The sequence below is a fragment of the Paenibacillus peoriae genome (assembly GCF_022531965.1).
Lineage (GTDB): Bacteria > Bacillota > Bacilli > Paenibacillales > Paenibacillaceae > Paenibacillus > Paenibacillus polymyxa_D.
In genome coordinates this window covers 4,363,443-4,388,055 of record NZ_CP092831.1, presented here as the reverse complement: position 1 = coordinate 4,388,055, position 24,613 = coordinate 4,363,443, and the positions used below count along the sequence as shown (strand labels likewise).

Sequence of the window (24,613 nt, the reverse complement as noted above, 5' to 3'; positions counted from 1 at the left end):
ATGGGTAATGAAATAGAATGGTTTGCAGAGATAACTCCTGAGCTGCGGAAATGGACCGGAGGCAAAGGAGGGATGCTTGCTAGGATGCTTCAAGCTGGTTATCCGATTCCTAATGGTTTTATTGTTTTTCCACAGGCCTTTCAAGGGGAAAAACTTAAGGAAAAGACATGGAAAGAAATGATCAGGTATTTGGAAAAGCTTCGTAAGGATTACCCTAATGTCTCATTTGCAGTAAGGTCTTCAGCCTTGAGCGAGGATTCAGCCTTAGCTTCTTTTGCAGGAGAGTTTGAAAGTGTCTTAGAAGTACAAACAAACGAGGACGTTCTGAAAGCCTTGTATGTGGTTCACCATTCTCAATACAGTGAGAGGGTGCGGGCATACAGTGCAGTTAAGGGTTTTGAAGAAGCACACCAAATGGCGATTGTAGTCCAAATCATGGTTCCTTCTGAAATCTCGGGTGTTCTTTTTACAGCAGACCCTATTACGGGCAATCGTTCAGTAATGTCTGGAAATTTTGTGTTCGGGTTAGGGGAGCAACTGGTATCTGGTAAAGGAAATGCTCGTGTTTTCTCCTTATTTAAACCCTCAGGTCGATATAAAGGGCCAAAAGAATTACTTCCTTATATCAAAAAGCTATATTGGTATGCTTCCCGTCTGGAAAAAGCGATGGGAGAACCACAGGATATTGAATGGGCCATTGCCAATGGCCAACTCTTTTTTTTACAAGCACGACCTGTTACTACTTTAAGCCCTGGAAATATGGATACATTTGAATGGAATGATTCTTTATCAGGTGATTTTCTTTGGACGAATACTAATGTAGGTGAATCCATTTCAGATGTGGTTACTCCCTTAAGCTGGTCTATTATTCGTGCTTTGGACGAAGAACATAATGTGATTCCTGGTCATTATTTAATGTCTGGTAATATCTGTGGAAGAGTATACTCCAATGTGAGTGTACCATTGTCCGTTTTTTTTGCATTTGGGTGGAATAAAAAGTCAATATTAAAAAAAATGAGCAATGTTTTTGGGGAAATTCCAGATGAAATCCAAATTCCTATATATCCGTTTTCTAGGAAAGAGCTCATTAAAATAATGCTCCCCAAGATGCTGTATGCTTTTAAACAGACCCGAAAAGCGATGAAATTATTACCACAGCACATAAAAGAAACAGCGGCCTGGTGCACTCAAACGGAAGAGTTAATTGGCAATGTCCAGTCCAAGGAAGAATTGATTACATTATGGCGTGAGCAGCTTTGGCCTAAAAATATTGAAGCGATGTGGATTGCACTGGAAGGACCTAGTAGCAAGATGCAAAATTTTGTTCGATTGAAGGAAAAGTTGGAGAAATGGCTTGGACGTGATGATGCTAGTGTACTTCTATCTAATCTGAGCGGAAGTACAGGTTTGGCCAGCTTGGGACCTGTTGTTGGTATATCTTCAGTCGTGAAAGGTGAAATGAGTCAGGAGGATTATCTATTGGAATATGGGCATCGAGGCCCACATGAGTTTGAGCTATCGATACCTGATCCAAGAGAAGAACCGAGTTGGCTGGAAAAGCAAATCCAAGAAACAAAGAAATCTGGAATAAATGTTGACGATTTATTGTATAAACAACGTGAACAAAATGAAGTGGTTTGGAGAAGATTGGAGCAGCGTTTTCCATACAAGATAAATAAGTTGAAACGTGTCATAGCAAAAATTTCTGAAGGACCGCATTTAAGGGAAGCTGTTCGTTCGGAATGGACGCGTGTCTTCAGATTAAATCGCTCTTTCGCGCTGAAAGCAGGCGAGTTGATTGGCATAGGAGAAGATGTATTTTTTTTATATGTAGATGAGATATTGGGCTGGCTTGCAGGAGGAAGTGTTATTGAGGAGAGAATCTCGACCAGAAAAGTGAACTATTTAAAATATAAGCAACTGCCTGCGTTCCCCTCGATTATACGTGGGCGATTTGAACCTTTACAATGGATGGAGGATCCCAATCGCAGAGTAGATTATTATGATCCATATATACCATTAGATAGCTCTATCCATTCCGAAATCATTGAAGGAGTTGCTGGAGCGGCAGGTAGAATTGAGGGGACTGTACGTGTACTGAGGAATCCTGAGGATGGACACCAGCTCCTTCCTGGTGAAATACTGGTGACCTCGACAACGAATGTAGGCTGGACTCCACTTTTTCCAAAAGCAGCTGCGATTGTAACAGATATAGGAGCACCACTCTCTCATGCTGCAATTGTAGCCAGAGAGCTAGGCATTCCAGCTGTTGTAGGATGTGGAAATGCTACTACAAGAATGAAAACCGGCGACAGGGTTATTGTTGATGGTGGGCAGGGAATTGTACTAACGAGGTGAGGAGATAAATTTTTTGAATTTCTCAATAGAACCAACCTGATTCAACCTATCAGCTTCTGTACGCCGCATATTCGCCTATAAAAGCTGATATTGGAGTGGTTTCAAGTTTTGATGTATTGCTTTACAGTCAGGAATAATACAATCCTGGGTATCGTGAAGTACAAAGGATCATGATAAACTGAGTGTAAACGCAAAATCGGGCAATAGTGTGCATGTGGTCAAAAATATATGCTGAAGCAAATTGCTCGATGAGGAGTGAAACTTGAATGAGCAATCTATTGAGGAGTGAAACAAATGTCACTTGAACACCAGCAAAATCTTGGGCTGAGGGAGCGAAAAAAAGCAAAAACCATTGCATCGATTCAAATGCATGCGTTACGCCTATTCAGCGAACTGGGATATAACGAAACTACTGTGGAACAGATTGCAGAAGCAGCGGAGATTTCACCAAGCACCTTTTTTCGCTATTTTTCGAGCAAGGAGGATGTGATTGTTACAGATAACTATGATCCCCTGCTTATATCTGCATTTGAAGAACAGCCAGCTCATTTAACTCCACTTCAAGCTGTGCGTAATGCTATGTTAGCAACCATGTCTGACATGTCCGGCGACGAAATGTCTACTACACGTGAGCGTAACCAACTCGTGATGTCAGTACCGGAACTCCGGGCTGCAACCTTGAATAATTTGACTGATACAATGCATATGATTGCTGAGATGGTTTCCAAACGGGTGGGACGAGATCCTGGAGACTTGCAGATTCGAACTTTTGCAGGCGCCGTCATAGGTGTTAACATATCTGTTATGTTGCATTATGCGGAAAATCCAACTGAAAATTTTTCTGAATTATTATCTGAAGCATTAAATCTCTTGGAGACTGGCCTTCCACTATAAACAATTGAGCCTATGTTTAAGAAGAGGCTTCTGTTTGCCTCCTTAAATCTCATTTCATAATATTAAATAAACAAGCGGTAAGCTGTCTTCGGTATCTGGTCGGAGGCAGCTTGTTTGGGTTCACAATACATAAAATATACTGATTATATCAATTTATGATTTTTTCATGGTAGTGATGGACCATCCTGTTCGTATAATTTTTATGTATAGTAAAATTAAATGCATAAATTCAACAAATGATATTAGTGTAAAGCTGTTATATATTCATGATACCGTATGATATCAGGAAATGATTTAATTGGATAAAAAATAGATAGGTGTCGAAATTTGTATGAAATTAGTTGTTGATTAATGTTTTTCCTTTTGATAATATCTACTTCATAATATAACTATAAAAGGGAAAAAATATAATATTTAAAATTGAAATATTTCTGCGTCTCTACTGAGAAGGGATTGACAGCGATTATGAGCTGGTATGTGCTGCATGTCGAAACCGGACAAGAAAATGTGGTTCGAGCGATGATACGTAAATTCTACAATCCGTCGTCAATGTATGCGATAGTTCCCAAACGTAGGCTGTTAGAGAAAAGACAGGGTCACATCTATGAAGTTTGTCGAACGATTTTTCCAGGTTATGTATTTGTAAATACGGAGATGAATGCAAAAACTTATAATGATCTTAGGCGGCTTCCTAAATGCTATCGACTTCTAAATAATTTTAACCATCGTTATCATCAAATAGAGTCTAAAGAAATAAGAGTGAATCCGGAAGATAGAATTGAGTCCTATTCGTTCTCAAAAATTGACGACGAAGAAATGAGACCTATTCTCCAACTTATTGATAAAGATGAAATTATAGGATATTCGTCTTTATATCTAAGAAATACAAGGGCCGTTGTATGTGACGGTCCGCTAACGGGTGAGGAAGAAAGAATAAAAAAGATTGATGCGCGGAAAAAAAGAGCGAGGATTATCTTGAGGCTGAATGGCGCAGAAAAATATATTGATGTGGGAATTAAGATTGTTTCAGTATCGGAAAATGCCCAAATGAACATTACCCCAAAAAATCAGAGTGAAGCCAACTGATGCTTCGGTACATTGGTGTAGCGATGAGGTCATATTGCAGTTGTGTGTGTAGTCTATTGAAAAATAGATGAGTGGGCGAAGCTATGTTCATTTCGAAATTAATACAGTTGATGTAGAGGGCTTCTCTAATTAGTTCTAAATATATAGGGTCATATTCAGAGGATGCTAAGCATCCTTTTTATTATGTTTATAGGTTGATCAGGAAGCGTATATTTTGAGTAAAAGGAGATGTTGAGGTGCATGTCGAGTTCCGAAAATCCTCATAGAAAACAAAATGATATCGCTATTATAGGGATATCTGGGATATTTGCCTCTGATGCTACAATTGATCAGCTCTGGGATCATCAAAAAGAGGGGAAAGCGTTTATCAATAATTTATCAGAAAAACGACAGCAGGATATGAATTCCTATTTAAACTGGATCATGGGGAAAGAGGAAAACAGAGCTATTTCATTTGCACGCCAAGCCTTTTTGTATAACGTTGATTATTTTGATTATCCTTTCTTTTCCATCTCTTTCGAAGAAGCATGTGTGATAGACCCTTCTCTTCGTTTGTTGTTGCAAGTAGTATGGCATACGCTGGAAGATGCGGGGTACGGTGGCGATTCATTGTATGGAACCAGAACAGGTGTGTTTTACGGAGAAAGTGATCTGCCGGAATATTCATATGCTCAGATGGTCGCCGATGTTAATCCTGTCCTAGGTGATCTATGTGTTACGGAGAATTTATCTTCGTTAATTCCTAGTCGGATCGCTTATATCATGGATTGGCATGGTCCCACTGTAGTAACCAACGCTTCAGATGCTTCATCATTAGTTGCAGTACATCAGGCTTGCCAATCGATACGGGCGGGAGAGTGTGAACAAGCACTAATAGGGACGTCCCGCATTAATTTGTTTCCAATACAATCAGGCGATACTCAAGTAGATTATGGAGAAGGAGTTATGGCAATCCTGATCAAGCCCTTAAACAAGGCGATGCTGGACGGAGATCACATTCATGCTGTTATAAAGGGCTCGTCGACGAATCATCATGGACGAGTACGAGATAGCAGTACATATAAGGATTTGCTTGTACAAGCATGGAATAATGCAAGTATCGATCCTTCAACTATTTCATTTATAGAAACACATAACATTGAAAATAACTTGGAATATGTCAGGGAAAGAGAGGGGATACAGTCTGCATTTTCACATTTGAGGGGAACACAGAGTCAGCTTTTCTTGGGATCTGTAAAATCCTCTATAGGACAGTTGTATCATGCTTCTGGTCTGGCAGGGCTATTGCAAGCTGTTATGGCCTTAAAATATAAGGAACTGCCGTCAGGAGCATACAAGCAATGGGGAGATGCTAATATCACTCCGGATGACTCTGCTGAATGTTATAGCGATGTTATCCAATTCTCGACAAAAAAAGAAGTTTTGCGGTGCGGGATCAGTTCCTTTTCTAGAGGAGGGGCCAACTGTCATGTCATTTTAGAAAATTTCTTGAAGACACCCTCAGAGGAAAAAGGCCAAGATTGGGAGATGTTGGCTCTTTCGGCTCAGAGCGAATCGAGTTTGCTAGAGTTAATAAACAGTTACAAAGAGTGGATGACTCAATCTGAAGGATATCGGTTAGGTGATTTATGCTATACCGCAAATGCTGGTCGCAAACACTTTGGATATCGATTGGCTATTATAGCTTCGAATAAAGAGGAAATGCTAGATAAACTGACAGCATTATGTACAACAAGTTTAGAACTGATGGATGTACCAGCGGTATATTATAGTGAGTTGGACAATCATCAACCTGTTATTGAGAAAGTAAGGGAAACATATTTGAAAAAAAATGAAGAGCGTGAAAAAGCGATGAACGAGCTTGGTCAGTTGTATGCACAAGGGGCAGAGTTCGTTTGGGATGAAATATACAAAAATAGTGATTATCAAAAGATCAGCCTGCCTGTATATCCATTTTCAAAGCTGCGTTGTTGGATAGATTCGTCGGCGCCAGTCATAAAAAGTATTGGCACTGAAAGGGAGAAAAGAGAGGTAATCATATTAGAATTATTTAAAAAATACCTTGGCTTCTCTCACATTAAATTGGCGGACAATTTTTATGAATTAGGTGGAGATTCTATTACAGCTATCAAGATTGTGAATGAATTGAATGCTATATTGCATACCGATCTAAAAGATGTGGATGTGCTTAAAAACCCGTCTGTTGCACAACTGACTGAATTGTTGAGGAATACAGAAGGGATGGTACCTGGTCCATTCAGCACTATAAAAAAGCACCCTGTTAAACCATATTATCCATTATCGTCAGACCAAAGCAGGATATTTGTAATGATGCAGTATAATCCTGATTTTACGATGTATAACAAGCCTTTGGCCCTTATTGTGGACGGAAATATGGACTTTAACAGACTACAAATAGCTATTGATCGAATTGTGAGAAGACATGAGGCGTTACGGACGTCATTTGATGTTATGGATGGAGAGCCGATCCAAATTATTCATGATGATGCGAGAATAGAAATGGAAATGTATCCTTCAATATTAGAGGAAGACGAATTGAAAGTGATGATGAAAAAATTCACGAACCCGTTTAATTGGAGAACGGCGCCTTTGGCACGAGGAGCTCTAGTTCAATTAACAAATGGCAAACAAGCGCTGGTATTTGATTTCCATCATCTAATCTCTGATGGCACTTCGCTATTGATTTTTTTCAAAGAGCTAATCCACTTCTATAAATCAAATCAGGAGCTGGAGCCGCCTACAGCTCAATTTAGAGATTATGTGGTATGGCAAAATGAACGAAAACATTCTCCAGAGAAGGAACAGATGCGGCAATTTTGGATATCCAAATGCGCTGCACCAATCCCTCAATTGAATTTGCCTGTAGATTTTGAAAGACCAGCCCATAAAACCTATCAAGGTTCACAAATCTGTTTGCAAATGAATTCAGAGTTAGTAGAGAGCATATATCGTTTTTCTAAGGAAACAGACTCAACGATATATATTGTGCTGCTCGCCGCCTATCATTTACTGTTAGAGAAACAAACTGGACAAAACGACATTATCATCGGCTCTGTATCACAGGGAAGACCTCATAGAGATGTTGATCCTGTAATTGGCATGTTTGTTCATACCATAATCATGCGTAACTGTTCCAGCAAAGAGATTACGTTCCATGAATTTATCAATCAGGTTAGGACAAATACGTTGCAAAGTTTTGAGCATCAAGACTACCCATTTGAAGATTTGGTGGCAATGCTACAGCTGAACAGAGATAGAAGCCGTAACCCTTTATTTGATGTAGCATTTATTCTGCATAACATGTACACCTCTCTGAAAAGTCCAGAGTTTTATGATATATACAATTATCCGTATCACAACGGAGTTTCTCTGGTTGATCTTGCTTTGGAAGTACATGAGACTGTAGAGGGAATTTCATGTAACTGGGAGTATAGCACTTCGTTGTTCCAGCAAGAAACCGTGCAAACACTAGGGAAGGAATTCATGAAAATCTTGGCACAGCTTATCTGCCAACCGAATATTCCAATCGGTAAGCACCCTTGTCTTCACAAAAATGTGAATATAGTGGAAGATGTTGAATTCTTGTTTTAGATGGCTGATCTGGGATCGGCAAGTAGGAGGGTAAACAATGGAGACTATATCTAAAGAAGGAATAAACCAACCTGCAGATCGAGTTGGCTTGGAATTTTGGAGTCGTACTTTGGATAAAAAATTGGACATGACTGGCTTCCCTCATGACTATACTGGACAAGAGTTGAAGACGAATAAAGTTTTGAATACTCGTCTATTTTCTGGCGAAGTACAGACTGGATTATTTGAGATGACCCGGCACTCTCATTTGGGTGTTTTTATGATTTTGGTATCTGGCGTAAAATATCTGTTATCCCGCTATACTGGCCTGCGGGATATAGTTGTGGGGACACCTGCTTTAAAAATGAAAGAAAGTGAACCGGCAGGTAGCTCATGGGTTTTGCTTCGTAGCAAACTTATCCCAGATATGACGATCCGCGATTGGATCAACGGAATGAAGGAAACTATGACAGAAGCATTCCGGCATCAGGATGTATCGTTCCACGCTATAGCGCAGCGAGCTGGAATTGTATACTCGGATGACACCAGACCGCAGATAAAAACACTTGTGTTATTTAACCCCATTCAGTCAAGGGAAAGCATAGATGAAATTCATTCGGAGATCATTTTTGACTTTGATATGATTGAGGGAGTATTATCTTTGACAATTAAGTACTCTCCCCAATTGTTTTCTGCCGCTACGATAGAGCATCTAACAGATGCATTGTTTCTGTACTATGCCTGCATATTGAAAGATACGCAAACAATTCTGGAAGATATTAAACTTCTTTCTGAGAGCAATCGTCATCAGTTACTGTATCAATTTAACAAGCCGCAAGAATTGCAATCCGGTACTGCTTGCACATTTCAACAATTATTCAATGAGCAGGTTCGAGCACAGCCTGAGAAAACCGCTTTAATTTTTGAACATCAAGAATGGACGTATCAAAAGCTCAACGATCAGGCTGATCGTTTGGCTTTTGATCTCGTAAAAAACCATCAACTGCTCCCAGAAGAAGCAGTTGCCGTATACATGAATAGATCACCTTATGTATATATAGCCATGTTAGCGATTTGGAAGGCAAGTGGCGTGTTTGTTCCTATTGACCCGGCTGTTCCATTGGAACGTGTGACAGATATTCTTCGGGAAGGGAATGTACGCATTGCACTAACAACAGCTGCTAACAAGCAAGCTTTACGGGGAATTAAGCCAAAATGTGAATTGCTGGAAAGAGTTTTCTGCGTAGATACAGATGATCTTAGTGTCATGGCAGTAGAGCCCTTATTAATGATCAGCTCAGGTGGATCGCTGGCCTATATCATTTTTACATCTGGATCAACCGGGAAACCCAAGGGAGTTGAAATTGAGCATAATTCTGTCGTCCGATTCCTACATGCTATCGATGAAGTAATCGCTCCTGTTTCCCCTCAAGTTATTCTTAATGCTGCCAGTATAGCCTTTGATTTATTTATATCTGAGGCCTTGTATGGTCTTTTCAAGGGAATTCAAGTCGTTATTGCCAATGAACGAGAACATATAGATTCTGCTGAGTTGGGGCGTTTGGTAGAAGAACATCATATCGATGTCATGATGATTACACCTTCGCGACTGCAACTGATGATGCTTCACAAGGAGTCTGCGAAAGCACTGCAGCGTATCAAAATGTTTCTTATTGGCGGTCAAGAATTGAAGATAGGTTTTTTACGTGAGATTCAACAAATGACCAAAGCTTATATTGTGAATGTCTATGGACCAACGGAAGCGACGTGTTTGGCGACATCAGCTGTATTGAATCAGGCTTCCCAAGTCACGATTGGTCGCCCATTGGATCATTATAGATGCTACATTGTAGATGAAAAGAATCGGTTGCAACTGATCGGTGCAATTGGCGAATTGGTAATAGCCGGAACCGGGGTGGCGCGGGGCTATGTGAACAATCCAAGGTTGACCGAGGAGAAATTCATTGAAGACTTGTTGTATGAGGGACAAAGAATGTACAAGACAGGCGATCTGGCACGTTGGTTGCCCACTGGGGAGATTCAGTATCTGGGACGGATTGATAGTCAGGTCAAAATAAGAGGATACCGCATTGAAACCAGTGATGTTGAAACCGCTTTAATCTCTCACCCAGATATTCGTGAGGCGGTTGTGCTTGTCAATCCAGGACCCAATGGTGTTGGGGAACTGGTCGCTTATTTGATTAGCGATCATAAATTGAGCTTCAACGTCCTATACGACTTTTTGAAGCTGAAGGTACCTGAATATATGGTTCCGGTGCGCTATGCTCAGGTGTCTGCTCTACCTCTGACGGTAAATGGAAAAATTGATAAATCTGCTTTGGCAAGCATGGATCAACTGAAGTTGTCTGGAGCTACACTTTACCGGGCACCCATGAATAATATCCAGAGAGCTTTAGTTGAAGTATGGCAGCAATTGCTTGAAGTTGAACGGATAGGAATTGATGATAATTTTTTTCAAATTGGAGGAACTTCCTTGTCCGGGGTCAAAATGGTTGCACTGCTGAGTGACAGATACACTATCTCCATTAACGACTTATTTGATTATCCGACTATCGCTCAACTGTCTCTTCACGTGGTTGAACATGCAGGGTATTTTCATCATTTGCTTGAGGTGATGAAGCCTTCAGCTGTTCATACGGATGTGGATATGGTTGCGTCACTCGGATCAAGAGAGGAGGCACTACGGACATACCTAGCAAAAGTGGAGGCTTGGCGGGATCGAGATCTCACGCTGCAAAAGTCCTACAAGCATATTCTATTGACAGGTGGTACAGGTTTTTTGGGTACACATCTTCTACAGGAGCTTCTCAACAGATCGAATGCCCGAATTACCCTTCTAGTAAGAGGTGAGTCTCGAATAATATCAGAGGACTATCTCCAAGAGAGATTTCAATACTATTTTTTAGAAGGACATCATGAAGTAGGATGGGCAAGAGTATCTGTAGTTTGCGGTGATGTAACACTATCGAATCTGGGATTGGAATCTACAGAATATGAGAAATTGGCTGAGGACGTGGATTGTATCATTCATACGGCATCACTGACAAGACATTACGGCACAGCAGCGGAATTTGAAAAAGTGAACATCGATGGTACTCGACACATACTTCATTTTGCTGCTTTCAAGAATATCAAGGACATCCACTTTACGTCCAATATGAGCATCGGTACGGGAAGTAATATTCAGTTGTTTGACGAGTATATTGAAGAGGTAGGGCCTATTCGAGCGGATATTAATAATCACTTTCTAAGAAGTAAAATGGAAGCTGAAGCACTGTTGAGGACCGCTAGAGATAGGGGACTGAGTTGTACAATTTATCGCTTAAATTCTCTTAATAATAACACTCAAACAGGAAAGTTTATGGTTAACAAGGAGAGTAACGCATTTTATTCTTTTGTAAATGCAATGAATAACATCGGTCTGTTTCCAGATTTGCATGAACCAATATTGGATATGACAGGTGTGGATCAAGCTGCCAAAGCTATTGTTACTCTATTCGACCGGCCTGCTCTGCATAATCAAAACCATCATGTATTTAATCCTCATCGAATCAGTTGGGGACAGTTGGGGAGAGAACTACAATCTATCAATGAAAAAATAGAACTGGTCGACTATGAATTATTTATACGTATCATAACTCAAAAGTTTAATGACCCTTCTACTCGCAAAGAAGTCATAAATGTCATTCTCAATCTTTTTTTACTCCGCAATACTGAATGGTTGAATTATTTACGTGTATGTGACCGAACAGAACTCATACTTGACCGTCTTGGATTTAAGTGGGGAACTATCGGGAAGCAACAGACCGAATGCTACCTTAGCTGATAATTATCGACTCTTATATACATATGACACGAGGGTAGGGAGGTGCAGTGGTTGAAGCTGATAGACCATTGAAGGAGGAAACAGAAGATGAGAACAATTGGGTTAGTCGGTGGATTAAGCTATGAATCGACGTTATTTTACTATAAGTATATTAATGAGCGTGTTAATCAGCAGCTTGGAAAAACTCATTCGGCCAAGTTGATTCTAAACAGCTTGAATAATGAGGAAGTTTTGTCTCTTGTAAATGCTAATCGAATGCAGGATGTTACGGAAATATTAGTCAATGCTGCAATCGTAGTTGAGAGAGCCGGGGCTGATTGTCTGCTGATATGTTGCAATTCGGTTCATCAAGTAGCGGAAGAAGTACAACGTCATATTCGTATACCTCTTCTTCATATAACAGATGCAGTTACAAATAAAGTTTCCGAAACAGGCGTTAAGCGGGTTGGACTTATCGGAACCAACTTTACAATGAAAGAAACATTTTATAAACGCAAGTTGGAAGAAAGAGGGATTGATGTTATCCTTCCAGATCAGCCTGATCGCAATTATATACATCAAGTGATTTTCAGCGAATTAGTGCTGGGCCTGTTTACCACGGAAGCTAAGAGAAAGTTCCAACGCATTATCCTTAAATTAATCTCTGAAGGTGCTCAGGGAGTCATACTGGGCTGCACAGAGATTCCGTTGCTTATTAATCAAAAGGATGTCAGCGTTCCTGTTTTTGATACTACTGCATTGCATGCAGACAGTGGAATTGACTTTATGTTTGGAAGTGCGAATACTAGAGAGGAGTTATCGCTATGGAAACAACAAATGTGAACAAAGTTGAGGTTAAGCCGCAATCTATACCGCCACAGGCTAGTGTTATGGGGTATATTGGTAGTTACTTTTTCTCGTTTGTGATTAAGACTGCAACAGAGTTGGGTGTGTTTAAAGGTTTACAGCAAGGGAAAAAAACGAACGACGAGTTAGCGACTCATTTGGAGCTAGACTCAGTTTCTTTACGAAGATTGTTAAGAGCATTAGTCGCCATGGATCTTCTTAAGGTTGATGCATCTGGAAATTACGAGGTAACTGCGTATGGAGCTACATTGCAACCAGGGGAAACCCCTCAATCGATTGAGCCCATTGCAAATTATTTGCTAGGGGATTTTATTATTGAACCTATGATGAATTTGGGATACAGCATCCGGACCGGACGGCCTGCATTCGACAATTCCGCATGGTTTGAAGCTGGGAAAATAAATATTGAGCAGCAGCAAGTGGTCAACCGTGCGATGGAAGTATATTCAAAAGTAAGTTTACCAACAATACTGAATTCATATTCATTTGACGAGTTTGATGTCATTGTGGATGTTGCGGGTGGTCTAGGACAAATATTGGCTGGTATTCTAGAGGAAAATGTAAATAGTCGCGGGGTTTTATATGATTTGCCATCAACGATCGAGCGAGCAAAGGAATATATAGATTCTGTAGATATGACAGGACGTTGTGAGTTAATTGGTGGAGATATGTTTGAAACGATTCCGGCTGGTGGAAATCTCTATATTATCAGCAAAGCGTTAAACGATTGGGATGATGAGCACGTTCTGTCCGCACTCAGTAATATACGTTCAGCGATGTTAAATGACTCTAAATTAATTATTATAGAGATGCTTGTTGATGATAAGCATCCGACAAAAGAAGAGGTAATTCGGGATTTACTGTTTCTGGCCGTCACTCCGGGTGGAGGCGTTAGAACTCAGTCGGAATTCGAGGTGTTGATACATCGATCCGGTTTACAAATTACACGTGTTATTCCCACTTCAGATCAATTCTGCATTATTGAATGTGAGCGAAAACAATAATTATAGTTTTTATGATAATCTAAAGTCCGTTTTGTAAAGTTATGTTCATCAAAAGGTGAACATAACTTTTTTCATATGCATTGCAAGTGGAGGTGGTGTTGTGTATGAATCAGTCAGTTGTATTTATGTATCCGGGTCAGGGATCGCAGTATTATCACATGGGAATTCAGCTGTACAAACATAATGATGTGTTTCGAGTGTGTATGGACACATTAAATGACCAGGTATACGGACTTATCGGGGAGTCAGTACTGGATATCATTTATGACCCGGGCCGTAGGGTGGGAGAACGTTTTGACCGTACGTTATACACTCATATTGCGATTTTTATGGTCGAATGCTCACTCACCAAGATATTTCTGAGTCATGGAATTGAGCCGAATGCTGTCATTGGAACAAGCTTGGGAGAATACGCAGCAACGGTAACCGCAGGAGTATGGAGCATGGAAACGGCTCTTCAAGCGGTCGTTCGACAAGCAGAGCTGCTTGAATCTACCTGTGCTGAAGGAGGAATGTTAGCCATTCTGCACAATTTGAATATATATTCGTCTGATCCGTTGTTGCGTGAGCTTTGTGAACTTGCAGCTGTAAATCATCAATCACATTTTATTGTATCAGGTAGTGCCCGAAATATTGATCGTGTAGAGCAATTGCTTAAGAGCAAGGAAGTTGTCTGCTTACGGCTCGCGGTTTCGCATGGGTTTCACTCGTCCTGTATTGATCCCGCGGAGAAGCCATACCTGAGCTATGTGCAGGAGCAGATCCTACATAAACCTGTGATTCCTTATGGATCAAGCGTATACGGTAAAATTATTGGACGACTGGAGCCAGATTACTTTTGGAAGGTTGCCCGTAAACCGATCCGATTCGCTGAGGCAGTAAGTTCTATAACACACGAACAAAAGAAAGGCATCTATATTGATATGGGGCCTTCGGGCACCTTGGTAAATATTGTGAAAAATCTGCCTATATATAATCAAAAACAAACGGCTTTGTCTATAATGACACCCTTTCATAAAGACTGTAATCAATTGGATGACATTATACGGCGTTATGCTGATTCAAAGGAGAATGGCGTATGTTAGCATTTGTTTTCCCTGGACAGGGCTCGCAGCGTAAAGGAATGGGTGAAGGATTATTTGAGGAATTTCCTGAGCTTACACGGCAGGCTAATGCCATTCTTGGTTATTCCATAGAGGAATTGTGTTTAGTGGATGCGTACAATCAGTTGCAACAAACGCAATTTACACAGCCTGCTTTATACACAGTTAATGCACTTATGTATCTAAAAACGTTGCAAGTAAGTGGTGTTTCTCCCGAAATTGTAGCAGGGCACAGTCTGGGGGAGTATAATGCATTATTTGCTGGAGGTGCCTTCGATTTTGCCACAGGTTTGAAGTTGGTGAAAAAAAGAGGAGAATTAATGAGTCTCGCCGCTGGTGGCAAAATGGCAGCCATTATAGGAATGGATATGAACAATATCCAACAAACTTTAACACAGAATAGACTGGACGGCATAGATATAGCTAATCTGAATTCTCCACAACAAGTAGTGATTTCTGGATTAGAAGAAGATATGGGGCGGGCAAAGTTGATTTTTGAGGCGACTTCTACCATTACTTATATCCCACTTACTGTGAGCGGAGCCTTTCATTCCAGATATATGGAGGAAGCAGGGAATAAATTTGCTGCTTATTTAGATGGGTTTGCATTTTCTAATTTAAAAATACCAGTTATATCGAATTTTAGTGCCAGACCCTACACTAAGTCAGAATTAAAATCAAATCTGGTTCGACAAATGACAAGTTCCGTAAAATGGTGTGAGACCGTGCAGATTCTCTTGGGGTTGGATCATGTGGAAATCAGAGAAATTGGCCCAGGTCATGTTTTGACAAGTTTGACGCAAAAAATCAAACAGGGAGCTGCTCCCATTACGTTATCTCGGGAAGAATGGAATTATAAAGAGTCTGAACAAATTCAGCTAACCAATGACACTAGGACACCTACTAGTCCGCTAGTGTCTGGGATTACACCAGAGTTTCTCGGCTCTGAGGAGTTTAGAAAGGATTATGGCATCAGATATGCCTATCTGACCGGAGCTATGTTCAAAGGGATTTCATCCAAAGAGATGGTAGTTAAGATGGGCAAAGCAGGTATGATGGGCTTTTTGGGAACTGGAGGGTTGTCTATTCCTCAGATTGAATCTGATATTCAATATATTCAGCAGGAGTTGGATGAAGGACAAGCTTACGGAATGAATTTTTTACATACACCCGGCAAGCTTGATAGAGAAAGAGATCTTACGGAACTTTATCTCAAATATGAAATACGTAAAATAGAAGTTTCAGCATTTATTAATATAACAGAGTCACTAATCCGCTATCGTGCTAATGGTTTATACGATAAACCGGACGGAACGGTAGAGATTCGCAACCGCGTTCTCGCTAAGGTATCGAGACCGGAGGTTGCGGAAAACTTTCTGAGTCCGGCCCCTGTTTTATTAGTGGAGAAAATGGTCCAGGCTGGTCAAATTACGCAAGAACAAGCGAAAAGGCTGGCTCAGGTTGCAATGGCGGATGATCTATGTCTGGAAGCTGATTCGGGAGGACATACAGATGGCGGAGTAGCCTACGTATTAATGCCTGCTATCACGAGGTTACGTGACGACATGATGAAGAAGTATGAATACAAGAAAAAGGTGAGGGTCGGCGCAGCAGGTGGTATTGGTACTCCTGAAGCCGCAGCAGCTGCATTTATGTTGGGTGCCGATTTTATAGTTACCGGTTCTATTAATCAATGTACTGTGGAGGCAGGTACTAGCAATAATGCCAAAGATATGCTTGAACAAATCAATATTCAGGACACGACCTATGCTCCGGCAGGAGATATGTTTGAATTAGGGGCCAAAGTACAAGTTCTAAAAAAAGGTGTGTTCTTTCCAGCACGGGCTAACAAGCTCTATGATCTATATCGTCAATATAATTCATTGGAAGAGATTAGTGATAAGGATCAGAAGCAAATTCAGGAAAAATATTTCAAGCGAAGTTTTGATGAAGTATACGAGGAAGTTAGACGACATTATCCACAACAGGAGATTGAAAAAGCGGAACTAAACCCCAAGCGTAAAATGGCTTTAATTTTCAAGTGGTATTTTGCTTATTCGTCGTATTTAGCTTGCAGTGGGGAAGCAGACAATCGACTCGATTATCAGATCCAATGCGGCCCAGCACTGGGCTCATTTAATCAGTGGGTTAAAGGTACAAAATGGGAACGCTGGCAGCATCGTCATGTAGATGACATTGGCATCAAGATCATGACAGAAACAGCCCAAATACTGAATCGTAGATTTATTGCGTTTCATGGAGCAGTTTATGAGTAAAGTTCAATCGGGAAGAGTGAGGCGGATGAGATCCAAAAAGGCAGATATCGCGGTGGTAGGTATGTCATGCCGTTTTCCAGATGCTTATGATTATAACCAATTTTGGAATAACCTTGAAGAAGGTGTAGACTCTGTTCGGGAACTTCCTCCTGATCGCTGGGATGTGAAGACTTATTATGCAATGGATATGGACAAGTCTGGCCAAAGCATAAGTAAGTGGTGCGGTATATTGAACCATGTTTATGACTTTGATCATCAATTTTTCAAGATATCTCCTCGTGAAGCTATTCATATGGATCCTCAGCAAAGATTAATGCTAGAGGAAACTTGGCATTGTATTGAAGATTCGGGTATCTCTTTAGCCACACTTCAACATAAACAAACTGCCGTCTATGCAGGTGTTATGACAACGGATTATCGTCAAGAGATGATAGATACAGAGCATGGAATGGACAGTTATGCATGTTTAGGCAACTTTGAAAGCCTATTATCCAACCGCATTTCCTATACGTTTGACTTTCAGGGAGCCAGTCAAACTATCAATGCTGCTTGTGCTTCTTCACTTGTTGCAGTACATGAAGCGAAGCAAGCTCTAAGGCTTAGGAAATGCGACTATGCGTTGGTTGCTTGTGTGAATCTAAATCTTCATCCATGGAAATATGTCTCTTTTTCAAAATCTCGTATGCTAAGCCCTGATGGTATGTGCAGGGCTTTTGATCTCCATGCTAATGGTTATGTACCTGGGGACGGGGTAGCTGTTCTTTTGCTACAGCGTTTGGATGAAGCGGTTAAAGACCAAAATCATATCTATGGCATTATCAAAGGTTCGGACGTCAATCATTCCGGAAAAAGTCAGTCGATTACAGCTCCACGTATACAGGCACAGCAAGATGTCATCAAAGGTGCATATCAAGATGCAGATTTGCGTCCCGAAATGGTCAATTATGTGGAAGCTCATGGAACAGGCACTTCATTGGGAGACCCGATAGAACTGGAGGGTTTGACACGGGCGTTCCGAGAATTTACAGATAAGAAGCAATTTTGCAAGATCGGATCTGTCAAAACCAATATCGGCCATTTGGAGAGTGCTGCAGGGCTAGCAGGTATAATCAAAGTGTTAATGATGATGAAGCACAGAAAAATCCCCAAAACCCTCCATCTTAAGACTCTAAATCCGATCGTGAATTGGGCTAACTCTCCGTTTATCCCTGCAAATGGTTTATCATCTTGGGAATCCGTTGAGGAAGGCGGTCCATTGCGTGCCAGTGTCAGTTCTTTTGGTTTTGGTGGTGTTAATAGCCATGTATTGCTTGAGGAGTATCAGGGCGCCGAGACGGACGAGGTATTCAATACAAATAGAAGTGAATTTTTTGTTTTATCTGCAAAGACTCCTCAGGCATTGGAAAATTTACAAGAGGCATGGAGGACATTCGTTACCACTGAAGATTTTAAAGCTCACAGTTTAAGCGATATAAGCAGTGTATTGCTAATGGGCAGAGAGGCATTCCAGTATCGTTGTGGCATACTGGTACACCATAAAGAAGAATTGAAAGAGAAACTGTTGGCTGACTATTTGCCTCAAATGAAAGCGACGAAATGCTCATGGGAACTGAACATTAGTAATCTCTCTTGGGAAAGTTATGCAGATATTGAGCCATTATATGTAGAATGTAGTTTATTCAAGCAGGTTATCGATGACGCCATGAAGACATTAAGAAGCTTGCATGTAGGCAGGAAAATAAGCAGTGGTTTCTTTCAGGAGTCCTGGATTGGGCTAGAAAAATCACTATACCAGTTAATTACAGGGTATGCATACGCCTTTTCATTTATATCTCTTGGGCTGACTCCGTCCGTCGTAACTGGACATAATGATGGCTGGTGGGTTGCGATGGCTATAAGTGGCATTCTGACACTGGAGGATATACTAGCTGTAAAAACGGGGAAATGCGAGCTAAAAGACGTAATGTTTTCTTGTCCTGTTATTCCTATTCGGGAGCCAGTTATAGGTGAAATTTATGTGCCATTACAATGTAATGAAGCATATATCCATGATCTAATCAGTTTGACAGAACACGGAGTAAAAGAACAGTCAGGTTCTTCAGTATCCAAGTCACCAAATGATAATGGACTTCAAACATATATCCAAAAATCCAAGCTGCTATACCCTGTACAGTACACCTTTAAAGGGTACATTGACGATTGGGAATCGGTCATCCAAAAAGAGACAAGCTGCAGTATTGTCGGTATATTGTGTGATGAGCAGCTTTTAAATACAGGGAATGTGAACCACGATTTACTCTTGATTGTGCTTGCGAGTTCTCTGAGAAAGCTGTATCGAAAGTGGAATTTAGAGGAACAACAATTCATTATTGGATCACGATTGGAAGAAATAATGGACTTGCTAGATGAGGGGATTTTACCCAAAGAAACGCTTGTACAATTAATGACACAAATCAATACAGTAGTATCGGCGGTTGCAATTATAAACAATAATTTGATGAAAATTCATCCTGAACGTAAATATCCATTAATGAAAAAATACTATCAGAATGAAATGAAAGTAGCTATGAATCCCGAATGGATCAGCAGGATAGAAAATGTAGATCATGATTTGTCACAACAAGCGGATGTGGAGGTTGTATATATAGACAGCTGCCATACGGTCGTTGACCCTGGCATACATTTTGGAGCAACAATCGATACAGTTACGCAGTTTTACCAAGGTGTTTTTCAGCTGTGGTTGAAAGGTGTACCTATTCGTTGGTACCGATTATTTCAAGACAAGCCATATCATAAAATTGGCTTGCCAGTGTACCCATTTGATCGGAATACGTTTCGGATCAATGGACGAAAAGAGCAGGTATTGGTAAACAATGCTTCCGAATTGGAGGACTTGAAGCTTAAGCAACTGCTGCAAAGTCTTGAAAAAGGTGAACTGGAAATTGATGACATCAAAAGGGAGATGGGGGATGCGTGGTGTCAGACGATCAATTCACAATAGATGAGATTTTACATTTGATCAAAGAAGGGAAGATGACTTCAGACAAAGGATTTGAGCAGATTCGTAAAATCAGAGATAGTTTGAAATCGACGGAACGAGCAACCACATACTATCAGCCATTGTGGAGAGAATGTCTTCCCAATTCCGACGGAGGAGTTCCCGAACAGGTCATCGTTTTCGGTACAGATACCGGCCTTTGGAATAGCTTGAAAAAACGCGGCATCAAGGCTGTACTTGTACAGCCAGGGGATGCCTATCGCTCTGTGCAAGGTGATATCTATGAAATAGACCCTTTGAATCCGAAGCACTATGAGATGTTGTTCAGCACCATAAAACAAAACCAGCAGACCGCCGAAGCCCTTATTTACGCTTGGTCGGACCAACGGTTTGTATCGGAAAAAGAAGAATTGCAAACCGAACTTGAGCGTGGAATCTATTCTTTGTTCTACCTCAGTAAAGCATTAATGAGGGAGTCTTTGCCCAAGAGATGTAAGTTGCTTTACGTTTATCAAGGAAGTGGTCAGCCGCAGAACGCGGCAGTATCAGGATTTGCTAGAACACTTCGAAAAGAAAATCCTGCATTGATATATGCTACTGTAGAACTTAGTGAGTCGGCTGAAACATCTCTTGATCAATTGTTAAGTGAATTTTCTGTGGATGATGAAGAGGTTGAAATTCGTTATCAGCAGCAAAAGCGGTTTGTACGTTATATGTCACTAATCAATGAATTAGGTACATCTAGCATTTCATTGAGGGAGAAAGGTACTTACATGATTACCGGAGGATTGGGAGGATTAGGCTCCATTTTCGCTGGATATTTGGCCAGTAAGTACAAAGCTCGTCTGGTTATCGCAGGACGTTCGCCTCTCACATCCGAACATGAGCAAAAGATCAAGCAATGGGAACGGTGTGGGGCAAGTGTTCTGTATGTGCAGGCAGATATTTCGTTGCGTGAACAATGCATTGCAATGATTGCCAAGGCGAAAGAGAGATTTGGTCATATTCATGGGGTGATACACGCGGCAGGCGTGCTGCGGGATGCGTATATTTTGAGGAAGTCTATTGATCAAATAGAGGAAGTACTGGCTGCTAAGCTGTATGGAACAGTGTGGCTGGATGAGGCGACCCGTCATGAAGAGCTGGACTTTTTCCTAATGTTCTCTTCCATTATGTCGGTCATAGGGAATGCAGGCCAGTGTGATTATGCATATGCAAACGCCTTTATGGATTATTATGCTCATCACCGTACAAGCATATTGCAGATGGAGGGACGCAGTGGAAAGTCTTTATTGATAAATTGGCCACTCTGGAAAGAAGGTGGAATGACAGTAGACGCCCCTACCCTTGCTTTCATGGAGAATACCATGGGAATTCTCCCCATCTCCACTGAAGAAGGGATAAGAGCATTTGAAGATGCGTTACATATGTCGGGAGATCAGATGATTGTTTTAAAAGAGAATCCGTCGAAAAAAATAAAATTGTTTAACTCCACTTCTAGTATTAAGGAGAAATTCTCGGCGAAGGGGCAACTTTCTGAATCGGATGAACAGATGATTTACCGTGGCTTGTGCGAGGATATCCGAATGATTACTTCGGACATTCTATTCGTTGATAAAGATACGATTGAAATGGATACCGACTACAGCGAATATGGATTTGATTCCATTTCTACCACTGATTTTATTAATCGGGTCAATCAAAAATTTCACTTGGAGTTGACTCCGCCTGTATTCTATGAATTTGTGAATATGGGCTCTTTTGTTTCTTATTTAAAAGATAACTATACAGAACGAGTGGCTTCTTTATATACTGTCAATTCTTCAACTTCTTCATTCCACTCGGATGAATCCGCGAAAGAAGCAGTAGTAGAACCAGCGGATATTCCATCGAATATTCCTGCTCAAGCCTTTGAGAACGCAAATGAACCGATTGCTATTATTGGTGTTGCTTGCAAGATGCCTCAGTCAGATAATCTTAACGAATTTTGGTTGAATCTGGAGGCAGAAAAAGATCTGATTACCGAAATTCCGCCAGATCGATGGAATTGGGAGGAATATGATGGCGATCCGACCAAGGAAATGGGGAAAACGAATATTAGATGGGGCGGTTTTATGAAAGACATAGATGCTTTTGATGCCTTTTTCTTTGGTATTTCCCCCCGCGAAGCAGAATTAATGGACCCGCGTCAGAGAATATTTTTAGAGACCGTTTGGAAAGTAATTGAAGATGCAGGTTACAAAGCTTCTGTATTGTCCGGCAGCAGAACGGGGATTTTTGTTGGTGCTGGAAGCTCTGATTATGACGATTTGTTAAAAGAGCACAAGATAGAAATGCAGGCGTACACACCGACAGGACTGTTTAACTCCATTCTAACCAATCGTATTTCATATTTACTGAATTTTCATGGCCCAAGCGAACCCATTGATACGGCTTGTTCAAGCTCTTTGGTTGCTATACACCGCGCTGTGGAAAGCTTGCGTAGTGGTGAATGTGAAGTTGCTATTGCTGGTGGCGTGAACGTATTGGCGAGTCCCAATCTATATATTGCTTTGGCCAAAGCCGGAATGTTGTCTGAAGATGGAAGATGCAAGACATTTGACAAGAAAGCGAATGGATATGTTCGGGGGGAAGGGAGTGCAGCGGTGATGCTAAAGCCCCTCTCACAAGCCAGACGGGATGGTGATCATATTTATGCGGTGATTAGAGGAACAGCGGTCAATCATGGAGGCCGTGCCAATTCACTTACTGCACCCAATCCAAATGCACAGGCAGATTTAATCGTAGATGCATGGACGAAATCAAGAGTGGACCCTTCCACTGTGAGCTATATAGAAGTACATGGTTCGGGAACATCTTTGGGCGATCCAATTGAAATTAACGGACTGAAAAAAGCTTTTGATGAATTATATACCGCTTGGGGACGGCAACCAACGGATAAAACCCATTGCGGGATAGGTACAGTAAAAACAAATATAGGTCATTTGGAATCAGCAGCGGGTATCGCAGGTCTAATCAAAATTGTACTTTGCTTGAAGCACAAAAAGCTACTTAAAACATTACATTATAAGGAACAAAACCCATATATCAAACTGGAAAATAGTCCGTTCTACATTGTAGAAAACACGAAAAAATGGGAAAAGACAGGATATGATATTCCTCGACGTGCAGGTGTAAGTTCCTTTGGTTTTGGTGGGGTAAATGCCCATATGGTTGTAGAAGAATATAAACAGAGCTATGGTCGTAAACCAAATGAACCACAAATTTTCTTGTTTTCAGCCAAGAACAAAGACACACTTTGTCACTATATTGAGGAAATTCGTACATTTTTATTAAAACCTGAAGCCAATATGGGTGACATCGCTTTTACGCTCCAGATCGGCAGAGAAGCTATGGAGGAAAGACTAGCTGTGGTTGCGTCAAGTATCGGGGAGTTGGTGGGGAAACTAGATCTGTATCTTCAAGCGAAAAGCAATATAGAAAATGTTCACACGGGAAATGTAAAGTTAAGTAATTCCTCTTTGCAGGTTTTGATAGAGGGAGAAGAGGGAGCTGCGTTTATGAACCTGCTCCTGAGCAAAAAGAAGTTGGAAAAGCTTGCCCAGTTATGGGTGAAAGGTCTGGATATTGAGTGGACATTGTTGCATTCTCATACCAGACCGCAGCGAGTATCGCTTCCTACGTACCCTTTTGAAAAACAACGATATTGGGTGCCAGTCACAAAAATAGAAGAAATCACAAAAGAAGAGCGTGTATCCCGTCTACATCCATTACTGCATGAAAATACTTCTATCTTATCGGAGCAGCGGTTTTGCACAGCTTTTACCGGGCAGGAATTTTTTGTGAAGGAAGAACAGGGGGCCGACTATAAGATTGTTCCTGCAGAGGTCTTGGTAGAAATGGCAAGAGCGGCAGTAAAGTGGTCAACCGAAACCCAAGCGGAAGAGCATAAATATATTCGATTGGAAAATATTGTTTGGGGAAGCCCCGTTTTAATTCAAACAGCAACTATTCAAGTAACCATCGCACTCTATGCCGAGGATCACGATGAAATCAGCTTTGAGATTTATCAGGCCGGAAAGCAAGAGCAAGAAATGGAAATATTTAGTCAAGGTTATGCCAGTCTGAAAGATAGCATGGACCTTAATTATGTTGATTTACAGGCCGCGCGTATGGATTGCAATCAACAGCTGTTATTGTCTGTTGATCACCTGCCGGAAATTGGGGATATTTACGCAGGTGCGGATATGATCCTAGTAAGGCTGTCATTACCACACAATATGTCTGAATCCATACAGTCATATGCGGTTCATCCTAATTTGATTCATGCAATTACCCAATTGTCTGCGATATGGCAGACTCACATGGAAAATAAACGTTCCCATGCTGACATATCCTATCATCCTGTGTCCATAAAAGAACTTGACATCTATCATTCCTGCACATCCAATATGTGGGCTAAGCTTCAATATGCTCCCAATAGGGGGAATGAGGATTGTATACCGTCACTGGATGTAGAAATGTGTGACGAGCAGGGGAAGGTATGCATACGTATCAGGGGGCTGGTAACGGTGTCAAATGAATATCCTGCTATTCAGATCGGATTCTGA

General features: G+C 41.0%; 11 protein-coding genes. All 11 read left to right on the top strand.

The window, feature by feature from the left end; translation table 11 throughout:
• The 11 genes from MLD56_RS19265 (at position 1) to MLD56_RS19215 (ending at position 24,613) form a co-directional block, all read left to right on the top strand.
• Entirely contained in the window at positions 1-2,358 is a 2,358-nt protein-coding gene (locus MLD56_RS19265) for a PEP/pyruvate-binding domain-containing protein (RefSeq protein WP_029514825.1), read from the top strand.
• A gap of 294 nt (positions 2,359-2,652) precedes the next feature.
• Complete coding sequence (locus MLD56_RS19260) at positions 2,653-3,252, top strand: acyl-CoA-like ligand-binding transcription factor (RefSeq protein WP_029514826.1); 600 nt, start codon at positions 2,653-2,655, stop codon at positions 3,250-3,252.
• Between the two features lie 465 nt (positions 3,253-3,717).
• The gene (gene loaP, locus MLD56_RS19255) at positions 3,718-4,338 is read left to right on the top strand and encodes an antiterminator LoaP (RefSeq protein ID WP_029514827.1); all 621 of its coding nucleotides are present in this window, start codon (positions 3,718-3,720) and stop codon (positions 4,336-4,338) included.
• Between the two features lie 240 nt (positions 4,339-4,578).
• Positions 4,579-7,950 (top strand): condensation domain-containing protein, encoded by a 3,372-nt coding sequence (locus MLD56_RS19250; protein ID WP_029514829.1) that lies wholly within the window; start codon positions 4,579-4,581, stop codon positions 7,948-7,950.
• A 37-nt stretch (positions 7,951-7,987) separates the two neighbouring features.
• A complete protein-coding gene (locus tag MLD56_RS19245; RefSeq protein ID WP_029514831.1) occupies positions 7,988-11,776 on the top strand; it encodes a non-ribosomal peptide synthetase family protein in 3,789 nt (1,262 codons plus the stop codon).
• 87 nt (positions 11,777-11,863) lie between these two features.
• A complete protein-coding gene (locus MLD56_RS19240) occupies positions 11,864-12,598 on the top strand; it encodes an aspartate/glutamate racemase family protein (RefSeq protein ID WP_029514833.1) in 735 nt (244 codons plus the stop codon).
• Positions 12,580-13,626 carry a methyltransferase gene (locus MLD56_RS19235; protein WP_029514834.1) on the top strand — a complete coding sequence of 349 codons (1,047 nt, stop codon included), beginning with the start codon at positions 12,580-12,582 and terminating at the stop codon, positions 13,624-13,626. Before MLD56_RS19240 ends, MLD56_RS19235 begins: the two co-directional genes overlap by 19 nt.
• Before the next feature lie 104 nt (positions 13,627-13,730).
• On the top strand, positions 13,731-14,711 hold the full coding sequence (locus MLD56_RS19230) for an acyltransferase domain-containing protein (protein ID WP_029514835.1): 981 nt from the start codon (positions 13,731-13,733) through the stop codon (positions 14,709-14,711).
• Positions 14,705-17,005 (top strand): ACP S-malonyltransferase, encoded by a 2,301-nt coding sequence (gene fabD, locus MLD56_RS19225; protein ID WP_029514837.1) that lies wholly within the window; start codon positions 14,705-14,707, stop codon positions 17,003-17,005. The genes MLD56_RS19230 and fabD overlap by 7 nt, the downstream gene beginning before the upstream one ends.
• Positions 16,998-20,006 (top strand): type I polyketide synthase, encoded by a 3,009-nt coding sequence (locus MLD56_RS19220; protein WP_161626960.1) that lies wholly within the window; start codon positions 16,998-17,000, stop codon positions 20,004-20,006. Before fabD ends, MLD56_RS19220 begins: the two co-directional genes overlap by 8 nt.
• Positions 19,982-24,613 (top strand): type I polyketide synthase, encoded by a 4,632-nt coding sequence (locus tag MLD56_RS19215; protein ID WP_049816864.1) that lies wholly within the window; start codon positions 19,982-19,984, stop codon positions 24,611-24,613. Before MLD56_RS19220 ends, MLD56_RS19215 begins: the two co-directional genes overlap by 25 nt.